General features: G+C 66.1%; 20 protein-coding genes and 2 pseudogenes. 12 read left to right on the top strand and 10 right to left on the bottom strand.

Annotated features, from left to right (window positions below):
• Nucleotides 1–74: 74 nt before the first annotated feature.
• Together ACQVDU_RS04930 and ACQVDU_RS04925 are read left to right on the top strand one after the other, a co-directional pair.
• Nucleotides 75–500 (top strand): cupin domain-containing protein, encoded by a 426-nt coding sequence (locus ACQVDU_RS04930; RefSeq protein ID WP_204947950.1) that lies wholly within the window; start codon nucleotides 75–77, stop codon nucleotides 498–500.
• 76 nt (nucleotides 501–576) lie between these two features.
• Complete coding sequence (locus ACQVDU_RS04925; RefSeq protein ID WP_204947949.1) at nucleotides 577–1,482, top strand: NADP-dependent oxidoreductase; 906 nt, start codon at nucleotides 577–579, stop codon at nucleotides 1,480–1,482.
• A 24-nt stretch (nucleotides 1,483–1,506) separates the two neighbouring features.
• On the opposite strand, the pseudogene ACQVDU_RS04920 reads toward ACQVDU_RS04925, so the two are convergent.
• From ACQVDU_RS04920 to ACQVDU_RS04900, 5 genes and pseudogenes are all read right to left on the bottom strand, one after another.
• Nucleotides 1,507–1,740, bottom strand: a pseudogene (locus ACQVDU_RS04920) (integrase core domain-containing protein); the annotation flags it as partial.
• 16 nt (nucleotides 1,741–1,756) lie between these two features.
• A complete protein-coding gene (locus ACQVDU_RS04915) occupies nucleotides 1,757–2,818 on the bottom strand; it encodes an IS110 family transposase (protein WP_269268753.1) in 1,062 nt (353 codons plus the stop codon).
• A gap of 202 nt (nucleotides 2,819–3,020) precedes the next feature.
• Complete coding sequence (locus ACQVDU_RS04910) at nucleotides 3,021–3,773, bottom strand: IS3 family transposase (RefSeq protein ID WP_269268754.1); 753 nt, start codon at nucleotides 3,771–3,773, stop codon at nucleotides 3,021–3,023.
• A complete protein-coding gene (locus tag ACQVDU_RS04905) occupies nucleotides 3,770–4,084 on the bottom strand; it encodes a transposase (protein WP_269268755.1) in 315 nt (104 codons plus the stop codon). The genes ACQVDU_RS04910 and ACQVDU_RS04905 overlap by 4 nt, the downstream gene beginning before the upstream one ends.
• Before the next feature lie 208 nt (nucleotides 4,085–4,292).
• Nucleotides 4,293–4,703 carry an SRPBCC family protein gene (locus ACQVDU_RS04900; protein WP_282502652.1) on the bottom strand — a complete coding sequence of 137 codons (411 nt, stop codon included), beginning with the start codon at nucleotides 4,701–4,703 and terminating at the stop codon, nucleotides 4,293–4,295.
• 102 nt (nucleotides 4,704–4,805) lie between these two features.
• Between ACQVDU_RS04900 and ACQVDU_RS04895 the strand changes: the two genes are divergently transcribed.
• Entirely contained in the window at nucleotides 4,806–5,459 is a 654-nt protein-coding gene (locus ACQVDU_RS04895; RefSeq protein ID WP_443476368.1) for a DUF6226 family protein, read from the top strand.
• A 49-nt stretch (nucleotides 5,460–5,508) separates the two neighbouring features.
• Here the strand turns inward: ACQVDU_RS04895 and ACQVDU_RS04890 are convergent, their stop codons facing one another.
• Together ACQVDU_RS04890 and ACQVDU_RS04885 are read right to left on the bottom strand one after the other, a co-directional pair.
• Nucleotides 5,509–5,934 carry a type II toxin-antitoxin system VapC family toxin gene (locus tag ACQVDU_RS04890; RefSeq protein ID WP_443476397.1) on the bottom strand — a complete coding sequence of 142 codons (426 nt, stop codon included), beginning with the start codon at nucleotides 5,932–5,934 and terminating at the stop codon, nucleotides 5,509–5,511.
• A 13-nt stretch (nucleotides 5,935–5,947) separates the two neighbouring features.
• A complete protein-coding gene (locus ACQVDU_RS04885) occupies nucleotides 5,948–6,211 on the bottom strand; it encodes a type II toxin-antitoxin system Phd/YefM family antitoxin (protein WP_300590680.1) in 264 nt (87 codons plus the stop codon).
• A 151-nt stretch (nucleotides 6,212–6,362) separates the two neighbouring features.
• Here ACQVDU_RS04885 and ACQVDU_RS04880 point away from each other — a divergent pair, with 151 nt between their 5' ends.
• The 5 genes and pseudogenes from ACQVDU_RS04880 (at nucleotide 6,363) to ACQVDU_RS04860 (ending at nucleotide 8,926) form a co-directional block, all read left to right on the top strand.
• Nucleotides 6,363–6,857, top strand: coding sequence for a GNAT family N-acetyltransferase (locus ACQVDU_RS04880; RefSeq protein WP_300590679.1), 495 nt, complete (start codon nucleotides 6,363–6,365; stop codon nucleotides 6,855–6,857).
• Between the two features lie 99 nt (nucleotides 6,858–6,956).
• Nucleotides 6,957–7,136: pseudogene (locus ACQVDU_RS04875) on the top strand (helix-turn-helix domain-containing protein); the annotation flags it as partial.
• Between the two features lie 204 nt (nucleotides 7,137–7,340).
• Nucleotides 7,341–7,544, top strand: coding sequence for a hypothetical protein (locus tag ACQVDU_RS04870; RefSeq protein WP_300590678.1), 204 nt, complete (start codon nucleotides 7,341–7,343; stop codon nucleotides 7,542–7,544).
• A gap of 44 nt (nucleotides 7,545–7,588) precedes the next feature.
• Complete coding sequence (locus ACQVDU_RS04865) at nucleotides 7,589–8,077, top strand: DUF6036 family nucleotidyltransferase (protein ID WP_300590677.1); 489 nt, start codon at nucleotides 7,589–7,591, stop codon at nucleotides 8,075–8,077.
• A gap of 93 nt (nucleotides 8,078–8,170) precedes the next feature.
• On the top strand, nucleotides 8,171–8,926 hold the full coding sequence (locus tag ACQVDU_RS04860; RefSeq protein ID WP_443476367.1) for a YqjF family protein: 756 nt from the start codon (nucleotides 8,171–8,173) through the stop codon (nucleotides 8,924–8,926).
• A 155-nt stretch (nucleotides 8,927–9,081) separates the two neighbouring features.
• Here ACQVDU_RS04860 and ACQVDU_RS04855 read toward each other — a convergent pair whose 3' ends face one another.
• Nucleotides 9,082–10,668, bottom strand: a complete 1,587-nt coding sequence (locus tag ACQVDU_RS04855) for an HNH endonuclease signature motif containing protein (protein WP_443476366.1) — start codon at nucleotides 10,666–10,668, stop codon at nucleotides 9,082–9,084.
• Nucleotides 10,669–10,844: 176 nt separating this feature from the next.
• Here ACQVDU_RS04855 and ACQVDU_RS04850 point away from each other — a divergent pair, with 176 nt between their 5' ends.
• From ACQVDU_RS04850 to ACQVDU_RS04835, 4 genes are all read left to right on the top strand, one after another.
• Nucleotides 10,845–11,651, top strand: a complete 807-nt coding sequence (locus tag ACQVDU_RS04850) for a hypothetical protein (protein ID WP_443476365.1) — start codon at nucleotides 10,845–10,847, stop codon at nucleotides 11,649–11,651.
• A 134-nt stretch (nucleotides 11,652–11,785) separates the two neighbouring features.
• On the top strand, nucleotides 11,786–12,064 hold the full coding sequence (locus ACQVDU_RS04845; protein ID WP_363493349.1) for a type II toxin-antitoxin system RelE/ParE family toxin: 279 nt from the start codon (nucleotides 11,786–11,788) through the stop codon (nucleotides 12,062–12,064).
• 12 nt (nucleotides 12,065–12,076) lie between these two features.
• Entirely contained in the window at nucleotides 12,077–12,358 is a 282-nt protein-coding gene (locus tag ACQVDU_RS04840; RefSeq protein ID WP_443476364.1) for a HigA family addiction module antitoxin, read from the top strand.
• Nucleotides 12,355–12,528: a hypothetical protein gene (locus ACQVDU_RS04835; protein ID WP_443476398.1), complete on the top strand. Its 174-nt coding sequence runs from the start codon at nucleotides 12,355–12,357 to the stop codon at nucleotides 12,526–12,528. Before ACQVDU_RS04840 ends, ACQVDU_RS04835 begins: the two co-directional genes overlap by 4 nt.
• On the opposite strand, the gene ACQVDU_RS04830 is transcribed toward ACQVDU_RS04835, so the two are convergent.
• Together ACQVDU_RS04830 and ACQVDU_RS04825 are read right to left on the bottom strand one after the other, a co-directional pair.
• Entirely contained in the window at nucleotides 12,470–12,868 is a 399-nt protein-coding gene (locus ACQVDU_RS04830) for a type II toxin-antitoxin system PemK/MazF family toxin (RefSeq protein WP_443476363.1), read from the bottom strand. The genes ACQVDU_RS04835 and ACQVDU_RS04830 overlap by 59 nt on opposite strands.
• Nucleotides 12,834–13,055, bottom strand: coding sequence for a ribbon-helix-helix domain-containing protein (locus tag ACQVDU_RS04825; protein WP_443476362.1), 222 nt, complete (start codon nucleotides 13,053–13,055; stop codon nucleotides 12,834–12,836). The genes ACQVDU_RS04830 and ACQVDU_RS04825 overlap by 35 nt, the downstream gene beginning before the upstream one ends.
• Nucleotides 13,056–13,084 lie beyond the last annotated feature (29 nt).

Here is a 13,084-nt window from a genome sequence, read left to right as displayed (position 1 = left end):
GCACCGAGCACCTCGAAGACTCAAAACAACGACGCAAACACCGAAATCAACACACGAAACAGAGGAGACCGACCATGAGCGAAAAGAACTTCACCCTGGGCGACAACGTCGAGCATTTCACCATCGCGGACGTGGCCAGGGACAATCCCGACTTCCGGAAGGTGCTGTGGACCGGAGAACACACCCAGATCGTGGTGATGACCATTCCGCCCGGTGGCGAGATCGGAGACGAGGTCCACGAACACACCGATCAGATCCTGACCTTCGTCTCCGGAACCGGCGAAGCCGACCTCAACGGCCACACACACCCCATCGATGCCGGTGACCAGTGCGCAGTACCCGCCGGTGCCCAGCACAACTTCCGCAACACCGGGGACCAGCCACTGGTGCTGTACACCATCTACAGCCCACCCGAGCACGCCGCCGGCGCCGCATTCGCCACCCGGGAAGAGGCTGACGCCGCCGAAGCCGCCGGTGAGGACGAACCACCCCGGCCCTGACCGCCACCGCCACGACAGACCCATCCGGGACGTCGACGACGCACCACCCAGTCCAGATCAGAAGGAGATTCCATCCATGTCCAAGGTTTATGTCTTCACCGGCTACGGCGGACCCGAGGCCCAGCAACTGATCGAGCGGCCTGTTCCAACGCCCGGGCCCGGGGAACTGGCCATCGAAGTCCGAGCCGCTGGTGTAAATCCGGCGGACTGGAAGATCCGGGAAGGCCAGCTGGGCCGTCACTGGAGCCTGCCGGCGCCGATGGGCCGTGAAGCCGCCGGCGTGGTCACTGAGGTCGGTGACGGGGTCGAGGACTTCGCCGTGGGCGACGAGGTGCTCGGCCTTGTGGCGCCCGGGCAGGGTGGAATGGCCGAGCACACGCTACTGCGCGCCGCCACGACTGTGGCCAAGCCCGAGGAGATCTCCTTCGCCGACGCGGCCACCATCCCGGTGGCCGCCGCCACAGCCTACGACGCCACCCACCAGATCGAACTCGAACCGGGCCAGACCCTGCTACTGCTCGGCGCCGGCGGCGGAGTGGGACTGATCGCGGCACAGATTGGTCGCGTGCACGAGCTCACGGTCATCGGCGTCGCCAGCGCAACCAAGCGGGAACTCGTCGAGTCAACCGGCGCCACCTTCATCGAATCCGGTCCAGGGGCGGCCGACCGGGTGCGACAGGTGAGCGCGGACGGCCCAGACTTGATCGTTGATCTCGTCGGTGGCGATGCGCTACGTGCTGTTGCGGACCTGGTGCCCGACCGAACCCGGATCATCTCCGCAGCGGACCCAGACACCGCCGCCGAGCTCGGCGGCCAGGCCCTGGCACGCACGGATGAGGCCATGGCCAAGATCACCGAGGTGATCCAATACGGGCTGGTCGATCCCCACGTGGACGCCCAGTTCGCCCTTGATCAGGCAGGTCAGGCGATTGCCGCCGTGGAGACCGGACACGCTGCTGGAAAGATCATCGTGGTGCCCTAAGGTGAATCGGCCTGACTTTCGTTCCTATCGGGAGCCTTGTCCGACAGGTGCCGGATTGGCTGATTCCTGGTCAGCGTAATACGCCTGTTCGACCTCGGCGGGTGTTCGCATGTCGAGCTCGCCGTGGAGGCGGGAGTTGTTCCACCACCACACCCACTCGAGCGTCGCCAGTTCGACTTGCTCGACTGTGCGCCAGGGCCCGCGCTGACGGATCAGTTCGGTCTTGTAGAGGCCGTTGACCGCCTCGGCGAGGGCGTTGATGCTCCTATAGTTGTCAACTCCTGATTTCGCCGGTTCTCGGGTCGGTCTTGACGAGGTGGTAGACCTCGCGGATCACGTAGCGTTTCAGGCATCGGATGATGTCGCGCTTGCTCTTGCCCTCGGCGGTGCGTCGGGCAACGTAAGCGATCGTGGGCTCGTGGAATCTCATCCTGACGATCACAGTCCGGTAGATGGCGGCGTTGAGTTGACGGTGTCCGCCGTGGTTGATGCGATGCTTGCCGCTGGTCATCCCTGATCCGGTCGGGATGGGGCTGATGCCGGCGAGTTTTGCGAATGCGGCCTCGCTGTGTATGCGTTCGGGGTTGTCGCCGGCGACGATGAGGATCTCCGCGGCGGTGTCGACGCCGATGCCGAACTCGTCGAGCAGGTGCGGGGCGCGTTGGAGCACGAGCTGCTCTTCGAGATCCTTGATCTCATCGTTGAGCGCGATCCATCGTTTCGCGATCGAGCGGAGAGCGTGACGGTTCGCGTCCTCCGGGGTCTCCAGTCCGCGGGGTCGGAGCGCGGCGCAGTGCCGCGCGACCATCTTCTGCGTCTTCTTGGCGGTCTCGCGTCGGAGGTCTTCGGTGGCGTGGACGAGCATCGCTTTGAGGGTGATCATCGCTCCGGTGCGGTCTTTCACCGCGGTGTCATGCGCGACTTTCAGCTGTCGAATCATCTCCACGACCCCGTCCGCGGTCTTCGGGATCGCGGTCGCGAATCCGGCGAGCACGGCCCGGGCGGCGTTTTCCGCGTCAAGGGTGTCGGACTTCCCGTTGAGTCGGCGCAGCCGCCGATCGGGGCGGGCGACCTCGATGACTTTGTGTCCGTGGCGGCGGACGAACGAGGTCAGCGCGGCCCCGTAGGAGCCGGTTCCCTCGATGCCGAACGCGATGACGTTCCCGAAGCTCGCAGCCCATCCCAGCAATTGCTTGAACCCGGCCGTATCGGTCGTGATCGTCAAGGTCGCGAGGATCCCGCCGACCGAGTCCGTCACCGCGGCGACGTGGATGTGTTTGTGCGTATCGACGCCGATCACGACGTGTCCGGAACGGACGGTCTCGAGTTCGGTCATGTGTGCTGTCTCCTTCACCGGTTAGCGTGGTCATCACGCTGTCGCCGGCGGGTGGACAGGACTGTCATGGGGACGCGTTGTCGAGACTGCTCCAGGCTCCTATCAGGTCACGCCCGATCCGGCGGCAGCGGTTACTGCGCGCCCGGCCGGAGGCTCGACAGATCAACGCCAAGGCACCCTACGGGCCAATCAAACGCAAGGGTCAGAGCGCTCCGGCCAGGACTACCCCATCCTCGCGAGATCGGGCAGAAACAGACTGACAGTCGAACGAGTCGCCGACGGTTCCGGTAGAGGGGCTCGCTCCGAGTTCCTCGATCCGATCCGTGAAGACCACGGCGAGGTAGTTCGACCCGTGATCGGCATGATGGATCAACCCGTCGAGGCGACCGCCCGCGGCCCACGCGGCCATATCGAGTGCCCGCAACGGCAAGATGTCGGCCTTCAGGGTCGATGCGACGTTCCAGCCCACGATGCGACGCGAGTAGACATCGGTGACGAACGCGACGTAGGCGAACCCGGACCAGGTGGCGACGTAGGTGACGTCGCAGACCCAGAGCCGTCGCGGCGCTGGTGCGGTGAAGCGGCGGTTCACGAGATCGCTCGGCAGCACTGTGGTCGTGTCGGCGCGGGTGGTGAACACGCGCTTCGACTTGCGGACTCCGCGAACCCCGGCAAGGCTCATGAGGCGTTCGGTCTGGTCCCGGCCGATGTCCCAGCCTTGCCGTCGCATGAGGGCGTGCATCTTCCGTCGCCCGTAGACGCCGTAGTTCTCCGCATGCAGCCGGGCGATCTCGGGCACGAGCAGATCATCCTGCAGCTGCCGCGCGGACGGCGCGCGGCCCACCGCGGCGCGATAGCCGCGTGAGGTGAAGAATCCTCTCACTGCCGGTCGCAGGACCTGGCAGATGAGCTCGACCCCGAAACGATCCCGGTGTTCGTTGACGAACCGGATCATCTCGTCGAGGGGTGGCCTGGCTCCTTCGCGAAAAAGATGCTCGCAGCCCTGAGGATCTCGTTCGCCTTCCGCAACTCCGAGACCTCCTTCTGCAGCCGCTCGATCTCCGCCGCCGCATCCGTCGTCAACCCGGGCTTCACGCCCGCGTCGACCTCGTAGCGACGCTGCCAGAGCCGCAGCGTCTCCGGGCTCATCCCGAGCAGACCGGCCACGTGACGGACCGCGCTCATCATCGTCGGGTGCGACGGCCGCGTCTCCGCGAGCATCCGCAACGCCCGCCCACGCATCTCCGGCGAATACTTCCTGTTCATCGAGTTCCATCCTTGCTTGAAGAACGGAACGAAAGCCAGGCCGATTCAAGGAGCAGCGGGTCCGCTACCGTGGCCGCAACGTCGTCGAGCGATGCTTCAACAAGCTCAAGCAGTGGCGCGGGATCGCGATGCGCTCAGACAAGACCGCACGCAACTACCGCGCCGGTCTCTGCCTCGCCGCGACACTCCACTGGCTCACCAGCAGCGTTCACTGAACATCGACGTCGACGTCTTCACCCTCGCTCGTCCGCTTCAATCGTGCCAGGTGGTATCGCCACCCCTCTTCGTGTTCCGCAGGCAAAGAGTGCGGAACACGAGCACGGGAGAATCCTGACTCGGTGAGCGTGACTAAGGTCCCCTGCCCGTGCGCTACGAGCTCTATCACGACGTCGAGAGGATGGTCCCAGCTCTGCTCGGTCCAATCGAATCCGAGAACATGCGGCTCGTCGCATCGCGTGACGCTCCCCGTCGCGCTTACCTGTTGGCCTTCCTCGACCCAGGTTTCGACGAGCGGCGAGCCGACCTCCGCCTCGAAGCGCATCTCGGGCCACCATGCGCCTCGTTCAGTCGTCAGGAATCGCCAGACGACCTCGACGGACGCATCAATGTCCGCAACCACCGTCACCGAACTACGAGTCACACGACCAAGCTATCGCTCCGGCCGAAGCCTTTAGCAACACGCCCTAGCGCACCACAGCGATATCGCGGGAAGAATGGCCGGGTGAGTTCCTACCGACGCCCGCCGATCGATTCGCCGGTGTTCCGCGACGCCGAGGGGCAGGTCATCGAGTACGGGAACCGCTGGGAAGGCTCACCTCCGACCGACGCTTACTCGGTCGATACGCACCCCGAGCGGTTTGCTCCGCTTCATACCGTCGCCGACGCGCTCGTGGCGCACCTGGCTGAAACCTACGACGTGCGGATCACCGAGAGTGCGGATGTGGCAACCGATCTTCTTCGCCAGAGCACGCCCGTCGTGCGGGCGCTGCGTATCGAGCCGAACGACCCACGATGCGCCGCGATCACGCTGGCCTACACAGACTTTCCGGGCATTGTCATGCACGCGGGTCTGCTGCACGACTTCCCCTTCCCGGTTTGCGGGTGTGACGCATGCGACTCGACCGGAGAGTACGAGGTCGACGAGCTCGAGCGGCATGTCTTCGCGGTCGTCGGTGGCAGGTACCGCGAGAGCGTCCACGAGGGCCCTGCCCCGTGGGTTGGGTACTCGCTTGAGTATCCGAATGGGTCGACCTCGGGGCGAAGTCCCGCAGGCGAAGGCCTCCCCGCAGCCCAGGTCGAGGCAGCGCGCCCGATCCTTCGCGTGCTCTCCGACGGCTGGGCGGCGTGGCCCCGACGCGCTGCGGTTGACTCCTGAACAGGATGCCGCCCGCTCGCGGCTATGACGCAAGGACGGCGCGGGAATCTCATCCGCGACTGTCAACGGTGGCGATGCCGAGTTCGCTCCAGGCGTGCAGCAACGCCGCGTCCCCGGAAACGGCGACGAACTCATCGGAAGCCGCTGCTACCGCACTTGCCGCATGAACGGCGTCGTATCCGCGAAGTGCCTGAGCGTGAGCGAGTGTCGCGGCTTCGCGGATGATCGACGGTGCGACCGCAATCCGCGCCACGCCAGACCAGAGCGACTCGAATGCCGCCACCGCGCGCTGGTGCGAGGCATCCGTGAGTCGCTCGAGCCGGCGCGCCTGGGCAAGTGCCGCGTGCGCCTCGATGTAGGCGAGGTCGCTGGTGACGATGGCGGCTGCGGCATCCCACACGGCCCGACAGCGCGAAGTCGCTGGTTCGTGGATGACGAGGGGGATGAGTGCTGAAGTATCGAAATACGCGAGCATCGTCACGCCGTGCTCAGCGGCGCTGGTCGGCGACGAGATCGCTCACGGTGCCGGACGCGTCGACCGGCTCGGGGAGTGCGGCGAGCCCCGAGTCGGGGAGGGTTGCCAGTCCCGCGCGCACGAGGGCCTCGAGCCCGGACTCGACGCCGATCGGCACGATCCGTGCAATCGGACGTCCATGGTCGGTGACCGTCAGTTCCGTTCCGGCACGCACCTCGGCCAGGTGCCGACTCAGGCCGTCGCGCAGCTCACGGATGCCGATTGTGGCGCTTTTCATGAGCCGAGTGTAGCCACACTTCGGAACACATGAGATCTGTGACGCCGGCCGACACGGTAGTCGTGGGTGTCGGACCCGGTACGCGGCTTGCGCTGGATCCGGCGGGGTGGCCCGATCATCCCCGTCGTCCGACGCGTGGCACCATGGCTGAATGACCTGGACGATCCGCCCGGCCGACATCGCGGATGCCGACGCATGGGCTGCCGTCCTCGTCCAGAGCTGGCAGGAGGCGTACACGAACCTCCTTCCCGACGGCTTCTTCACGCCGGAGTACGCGGAGTCGCGCAGGCAGTGGTGGCGAGGCACTCTGCAGGACCCGCCGCTGGGTTCGGTGTTTCGGGTCGGCATCCGGGACGGGCAGATTGTAGGCATCGCGATGTCGGGAGCGGCCGTCGCCGCCGACGGCGAGGACTTCCCGCGTGAGCGCCAGCTCTACCTGATCTATGTCCTGGAGAGCGAGTACGGCACGGGTCTCGGCCAGGCGTTGCTGGATGCCGTCCTCGGCGATGACCCTGCAATGCTGTGGGTCGCCGAACGCAATCCGCGCGCGATCCGCTTCTACGAGCGCAACGGGTTCACTCTCGACGGCGCCCGAAGGGAAGACGAGTATCGGCCGCTGCTGAGCTCGGTGCGGATGGTTCGCTGAGTCTCTCGACCAGTTCTTTGCTCGAGAAGGGGGACGTGCGGTAAGGCGTCACCCATGCTCAATAGATGAAAAACAATCTATTAGAGATAGAATTGAGTCATGATCTCGCTCGAATCACCCCAGCGGTTAGGGGAGATACTGCGTGCGCAGCGCCTGAGTCGTCACCGCGATCAGCGCGATGTCGCAGACGCGGCGGGTGTGAGTGTGCAAGCGCTCCGACGGCTGGAGCGAGGCGAGGGTAGTTCGCTCGCAACGGCGTGGGCGGTCGCAGACACGCTGGGAGTTACGTTTCATGCGAAAGGTCTGGCGACCACCGAGGAATCGTCACCGAATCGTCAACGCGTGTCATCTCCGCTGAGGCAGAAAGGCGAAGAGGATTCTCGCGCAGCCCGGGTAAGCCGCGAACTGCATCGGGCGGTCGCGCGGAAACTGCGCTCGAATCCTGACGACATTCGTTCACGAGCTCTCGAGAATATTGCTCGAATGCGCCTCAACGCGCGCGGAGCCCTGTCGCAAGGGTGGCTCGATGATTGGGAGCGCATGCTCGACGCCCCAACCGGGGAGCTGATCGAGTTCATGCTCGCGACAGGTGAGCGCGCCGATGACCTGCGCCAGATGACGCCGTTCGCGGGCCTTCTGTCGGAGGATGAGCGGCGCGACGTCGTGCGACGAGCGGCTGCAGCGTGAGACGGGATCAGCTCGAGCACGCCATACGCGCGGCAACAAGGATCGTGAAGCAGCGAGAGATCATCATCATCGGATCCCAGTCGATTCTTGGCTCGTGGGACGAGAGTGAACTCCCCGCCGAAGCGGTGATGTCTGTCGAGGTCGATATGTGTCCGATCGAGGATGACGATGTTGAGTCGCTTGCGACGGAGATCGATGCCGCAGTGGGCGAGATGTCTGTGTTCCACGAGACACAGGGCTTCTACATTCAGGGTGTGGGACGGCGGACCGCAAAGCTGCCCCTCGGCTGGGAGTCTCGGCTCGTTCCGGTGAGCGGCGAGAACACAGACGGTGCTGTCGGATTCTGCCTCGATCCGCACGACCTCTGTGCAGCCAAACTCATCGCGCACCGCGAGAAGGATCGCGCCTTCGTCGCTGCTCTGCTCGAAGCGTCGCTGGTCGACCCTGCGCTGATCGCCGAGCGGTTAGCGTCGATTCCGGATGAGGCCGAGCGCGCTGCGACCGCGCATGCATGGCTCTCGCCCTGGTTGTGAGCCACGATGCCCGCTTTGCATGAGCGCGCGATCGCAATCCGCGAGAACGAGACCTGACCGCCGCGGCCCATGGCGCGACGCAAGAATGGAGCCATGGCCTTTTCGAGCCACCCTCCGTCGTTGCCCGGCCGGGCGATTATCGCCCAGCGCTGGTCGCAGGCGGTCTTCCTGCATTGGCGGGTGGATGCCGCGCGCCTCGCTCCTCTGCTGCCGCCGGGGGTGCGTCCCGACACGTTCGATGGTTCGGGCTGGGTCGGTCTCGTTCCCTTCGTCCTGTCGAAGCTGCAGTTTCTGCCTGCCCCGCCGGTGCCGTTTCTCGGGACGTTCAACGAGATCAACGTCCGCACCTACGGCGTCGATGACGAGGGTCGGCGCGGGGTGGTGTTCCTGACGCTCGAGGCCGAGCATCTGATCCCGGTGCTGACAGCCCGCGCCCTGTTCGGTCTGCCGTATCGGTGGGCGAGCATCGGCCATCGCCAGGATGCGCAGGATGCCGGCACCGTCGAGTACCGCTCCCGGCGCCGACGGGCAGACGGTGCAGCGCGGCGTGGCCCAGGGACACGCCTGCGTGTTCGGGTCGGTGATGAGGTCGTCGATGACGAGCTGTCGCGCTTCCTCACGGCGCGGTGGGGCTTCCATGAGTGGCACCTCGGCCACACGATCTGGGCCGCCAATACCCACGAACCCTGGCCGTTGCGGCGGGCGGAGCTGCTCGGCATCCGTGACGGTCTCCTGGCTGACCGGGGATTCGCGGATCTTGCCGGGCGCCGGCCCGACTCGGTGCTGGCGATGCCGATGGATCATCCCGGCTTCATCACACAGTTCGCGGCTCCCGTGCGGGTCGGTTGAAGAGGACGCCTCGAAGGAACTCTCATCCCCATCTCGCTATCCCTCCGCGTCGCTAGACACGATGTGGGTGCCCGGCGAACGCATCATGCGTGCGCCTCGCGAACCCAGCATCCCGCTGCCCATCGGAGTGGCTTCCCGGCAAGCGCAGCATCCGGTTATCCGACGAGCACACCATCCAGCCGCCCCACGAGCGTCTTCTCATCACCCTCACGGGGCCTCGCCTCGCGCCAGGGTGGTCGATTGGGTGGGGGTGGCGGATCCCACGCCCACGCCCACGGCGCCTTCGTCCGCAAAACCCTCGGGGTCGCCGGTTCGCCGTCGAGACCCACATGCCCGAGCGGTGGCACGAGAATGAACGCGCCGTGGCCGTCGCGGATGATCTTCCACCCGTTGTTGTGGAGCTGCATGTGGTGGAACCGGCAGAGCAGTATGCCGCGGTCGATGTCGGTTCGGCCGTTCTCGGTGGCGACGTGGTCGATGTGGTGGGCCTCGCAGTACGACGCCGGCACGGGGCATCCTTCCCCGGCGCATCCGCCGTCGCGAACTGCCAGCGCGATCTTCTGTTTCGTCGTGAACAGGCGCTGCTCGTGTCCGACATCGAGCGGGTTGCCGCCACTGTCGATGGTGACAGTCACGGTTCCGTTCATGCAGATGTTGCGGTCGACGACCGATCCGGGCAGGGCATCCCCGCCGTCTTCGGCGTGGCCGGTCTTGATGAGCCGCCCGATCGGGTCCCGTGGCCCGTCGGCATCGCCCACCATGACGATCCGCACCCCGGGTTGGCGTGCCCCGAAGACATCCGAGGCGTTGGCAAGTGCCCCGGCACGGATGAGATCGACGAACAGGTCGTACTCGAGCTGCTCGTTGCTGCGCGGATCGTCCGAAAGCTCCTTGGCGGCGGCGCGGTCGGCATCCGAGATGAACCGGGGGCCACCACGCCGTGGACGCAGCGCCGCGGCGAACGTCGACCGCAGCCAGAGCGCCATCTCATCGTCGAGAAGCAAGTGGCCATGGTGTTGCCCGTGCTGATCGATCCACATGCGCAGCGACCGCTTCACGTACCTCTCCTGGAACCGATTCTCGGCGCCGACGGGGTCGAGGATGTCGCGCAACTGCCGGGCCCGAGAGCGCAGCTCCTCAACGGATGCCCCCGCTACAGCCTCATCGACGAGGGTCTCGGCCGCGACAGACCACGCGAGAGCAGCGGATGCCGGGTCCACCCCGTCAGCCTCGGGCTCACCCAGGCCACCACGAATCGCATCGTGCTGGGCCGTCGTCAACCGACCAGCCCACAGGGCTGACTGCAGCGGAGCGTGCCACGGCGCGCGAGTGGCGTCGGGGGAGTCATCCGTCGCCGGTGCCTGCTCAGCACCCGAGGCAGCAGCCGCATCCGAAGCTGCACCATCGAGCAGCGACTGCCCGACGCGCACCTGCCGCAGCGCATCAGCGCGCGTTCCGCCGGTGATCGACTGCACCAGAGCAACCGGTGACGCGTGCCCCTGGGTGGCCGCGAGCCCGGAATGTCCGTTCTCGCGCTTCGACCGCTGGGCGGCGACGCCCGCGACCACCGACTGCAACCGTTCCGCGTCGTTCGCGATGCCGGTGACCTCTCGCAACACCTCCAACACGGATGCATCACTGAGCGCCGCGGCGCCGGACGGGAGGCTCGACGGCTCGACATCCAGCTCAGCGAAAACCGCGAGCCGGTCAAGCCGCTCGCGCATCGCCGTGAGGATGTTCATACGCTCACTCTCTCACCGACCTCCGACATTTATCGCGGGCCGAGTCCGACCCGAAAACAGCCTGTGGACAGGTCATTTCTCAAGCCGCCTGGGGAGGAACCGACGCCCGCGAACGCACACGACCTAAGCTCGACACCAGGCCGACATCGGCGCACCCAGGCCCGGAGGGAAGCGGCATGAACAACCCCACCCGCACGCTCGCCGACGCACCGGCAGGCACCCCGCCCGTGCCGCGCGCTGACCTCACGGTCGCGGCCGCTGCCGTCATCCTCGCCGCGGTCGCCCTCGTCGCCTCGAGCCTGCAGTCGGGCTTCGCGCCCCTCATCACACTGACCCTCACCCCACCCGGAATCGCACCAGCCGACGGCGGAATGATCATCGTCGTCACCCCAACGCCCGACCTGTGGCCCGGCATCCAGATGGGCGCAGCGATCGCCGTACTGTTGCTGTTCGTCGCCGCGATGCGCCTGCTGCTGCTCATCCCCGCCATCCGCCGCCGTCACGCCACGGATGCCGCAGCCGATCGCCACACCTGGCACTGGATCGAGTACTCGCAGCTGGCGGGTGTCGGAACCTTTCTCGTCGCGCAGCTCAACGGCATCACCGAGGTCACGAGTCTCGTGCCGATCTACGCGCTGGGCGCCGCCGGAGCGCTCTTCCTCATCGTCCACGATCACCGCGCCGCGACCGGCCGCTTCGGCGGTCCCGCCTTCGCCCTCGGATCCGCGGTCGCGATCGTGCCGTGGGGTGTCATCGCCTTCGCGCAGATCACGACCCTCCTCGCCGGCTTCGAGGTGGCGGCATCCGTTCGCGTCGTGACTTTGCTGGTGCTGGCGGCCTCGGCATCCGTCTGGGTCGTGACCGGATGGCGTGCCCGCCGTGATCCTGAGCGAGCAGACGGATGCCGCACCGACGCACTCCTCGGCTGGGTTCTGCCTCTGGCGCCCGCCGCGCTCGTGCTCTCGACCCTCTGGGTGGGCTGAGTCGGGCTCTCACGCCTTGGGATCGCCGGTTCGCCGTCGGGTACGCGCCGACAATGCACCCGCTGCCCCGCGCTGGTCGATCCCTGTCGTGAATGATCCGTGTATCGCGATGCGATACGCGATACGCTCGGCTGGTGATCGTGAGCTTCCGACACAAGGGACTCCAGGCGCTCTACGAGTCAGACTCGAAGAGGGGCGTCCAGCCGGCACACGCGCCGAAGCTCACTCGCATCCTGGGTCTCCTCGATGTCGCGCAATCGTCCGCGGACCTCGCGATCCCGGGATTTCGGACACACGAACTGAGGGGCGACCTCGCTGGCCACTGGTCGATCTGGGTCAACGGTAACTGGCGAGTGACCTTCAGATTCGTCGGGCAGGATGTCGAGCTCGTCGACTACCAGGACCATCACTAAGGGAGGAGCATCATGATGAAGAGCCCACCGCACCCAGGGCAGATCATCGGGCAGGACGTGCTCGGCGAACTGGGGCTGACTGTCGCGGTAGCGGCCGCACGACTCGGCGTTTCCCGCGTCACGCTTAGTCGTGTCATTCACGGACACTCCGGGGTGAGTCCGAACCTCGCGGTCCGTCTCGAGCGCGCGGGCGTCGGGACGGCCCGCGCTTGGATGGCGATGCAGACCAGTTATGACCTCGCCCGCGAACTCGAAGGCAAGAGCCACGACGTCGAGCCCCTCGTCGTCGCGTGACAAACGTGGAGGCTTTCGAAGCGTTCGAGTGGGCCCAGGAGGTTGCCGCCTACCGGCACGCCAAGGCTGAGGATGACGGCACCCGCGTGACCCTCGATGAGCTGAGCGCCGTTACAAAGACAGGTGCAGCCGCAACGCGTCGTCGAGAGCCCCCAGTGACTCGCGAGTAAGGCGGCCAGTGACGCGGCTCACACGCGAAATGGACACTGCGCACACTTGCTCGGCCTGGGCTTTGCTGGGCTGGGGGAGTCCCGATTCTTCCGGCGAGAGAAGCACCTGAAACGGATGAACCGTCGAGATATTCGAGGTCACCGGCACGACGGTGATCACGCCGTGCCCGCTGCGCGCGGCGCTGAGGTTCGCTGTCGCGTTGCTGACAACGATGGCTGGGCGAGTTCGCGCGGCTTCGGATCCGACGGCTGGATCGAGATCGACGAGCACGACGTGACCGCGTCGCAACGCGCGCACAGGTCTGTCACGGCCGCGCAAGTCCGTCGCCGGATGCCGCATCCCACGCGTCTTCCGCAGGTTCCGTGAAGGCGTCGGCGTAGGCATCCGCGAGTCGTTCTTCGCGCAGCACCCGCACGGCGTCTTGCACCGCCGCGGACCGACTGGAGTAGACGCCGGATCGAGTCTGGTCGTCGAGGAACGCGAGGTCATCGGTGCTGAGGCTGAGGCTGACTTTCACATGCACCATTCTTCGATGCTACCGAAGTAGCAAGATCG

This window comes from Microbacterium sp. F2, assembly GCF_052274505.1.
GTDB lineage: Bacteria > Actinomycetota > Actinomycetes > Actinomycetales > Microbacteriaceae > Microbacterium.
The sequence above is the reverse complement of the archived record's forward strand: the minus strand, read 5'-3'. Positions and strand labels throughout refer to the sequence as shown.

Excerpts from the sequence above, each read along its gene's own strand:
- ACQVDU_RS04930 (WP_204947950.1), top strand. The coding sequence starts at position 75 with ATGAGCGAAAAGAACTTCACCCTGGGCGACAACGTCGAGCATTTCACC.
- ACQVDU_RS04925 (WP_204947949.1), top strand. The coding sequence starts at position 577 with ATGTCCAAGGTTTATGTCTTCACCGGCTACGGCGGACCCGAGGCCCAG.
- ACQVDU_RS04915 (WP_269268753.1), bottom strand. The coding sequence starts at position 2,818 with ATGACCGAACTCGAGACCGTCCGTTCCGGACACGTCGTGATCGGCGTC.
- ACQVDU_RS04910 (WP_269268754.1), bottom strand. The coding sequence starts at position 3,773 with ATGATCCGGTTCGTCAACGAACACCGGGATCGTTTCGGGGTCGAGCTC.
- ACQVDU_RS04905 (WP_269268755.1), bottom strand. The coding sequence starts at position 4,084 with ATGAACAGGAAGTATTCGCCGGAGATGCGTGGGCGGGCGTTGCGGATG.
- ACQVDU_RS04890 (WP_443476397.1), bottom strand. The coding sequence starts at position 5,934 with ATGCTCGCGTATTTCGATACTTCAGCACTCATCCCCCTCGTCATCCAC.
- ACQVDU_RS04885 (WP_300590680.1), bottom strand. The coding sequence starts at position 6,211 with ATGAAAAGCGCCACAATCGGCATCCGTGAGCTGCGCGACGGCCTGAGT.
- ACQVDU_RS04880 (WP_300590679.1), top strand. The coding sequence starts at position 6,363 with ATGACCTGGACGATCCGCCCGGCCGACATCGCGGATGCCGACGCATGG.
- ACQVDU_RS04870 (WP_300590678.1), top strand. The coding sequence starts at position 7,341 with ATGCGCCTCAACGCGCGCGGAGCCCTGTCGCAAGGGTGGCTCGATGAT.
- ACQVDU_RS04860 (WP_443476367.1), top strand. The coding sequence starts at position 8,171 with ATGGCCTTTTCGAGCCACCCTCCGTCGTTGCCCGGCCGGGCGATTATC.
- ACQVDU_RS04855 (WP_443476366.1), bottom strand. The coding sequence starts at position 10,668 with ATGAACATCCTCACGGCGATGCGCGAGCGGCTTGACCGGCTCGCGGTT.
- ACQVDU_RS04850 (WP_443476365.1), top strand. The coding sequence starts at position 10,845 with ATGAACAACCCCACCCGCACGCTCGCCGACGCACCGGCAGGCACCCCG.
- ACQVDU_RS04840 (WP_443476364.1), top strand. The coding sequence starts at position 12,077 with ATGATGAAGAGCCCACCGCACCCAGGGCAGATCATCGGGCAGGACGTG.
- ACQVDU_RS04830 (WP_443476363.1), bottom strand. The coding sequence starts at position 12,868 with ATGCGGCATCCGGCGACGGACTTGCGCGGCCGTGACAGACCTGTGCGC.
- ACQVDU_RS04825 (WP_443476362.1), bottom strand. The coding sequence starts at position 13,055 with ATGGTGCATGTGAAAGTCAGCCTCAGCCTCAGCACCGATGACCTCGCG.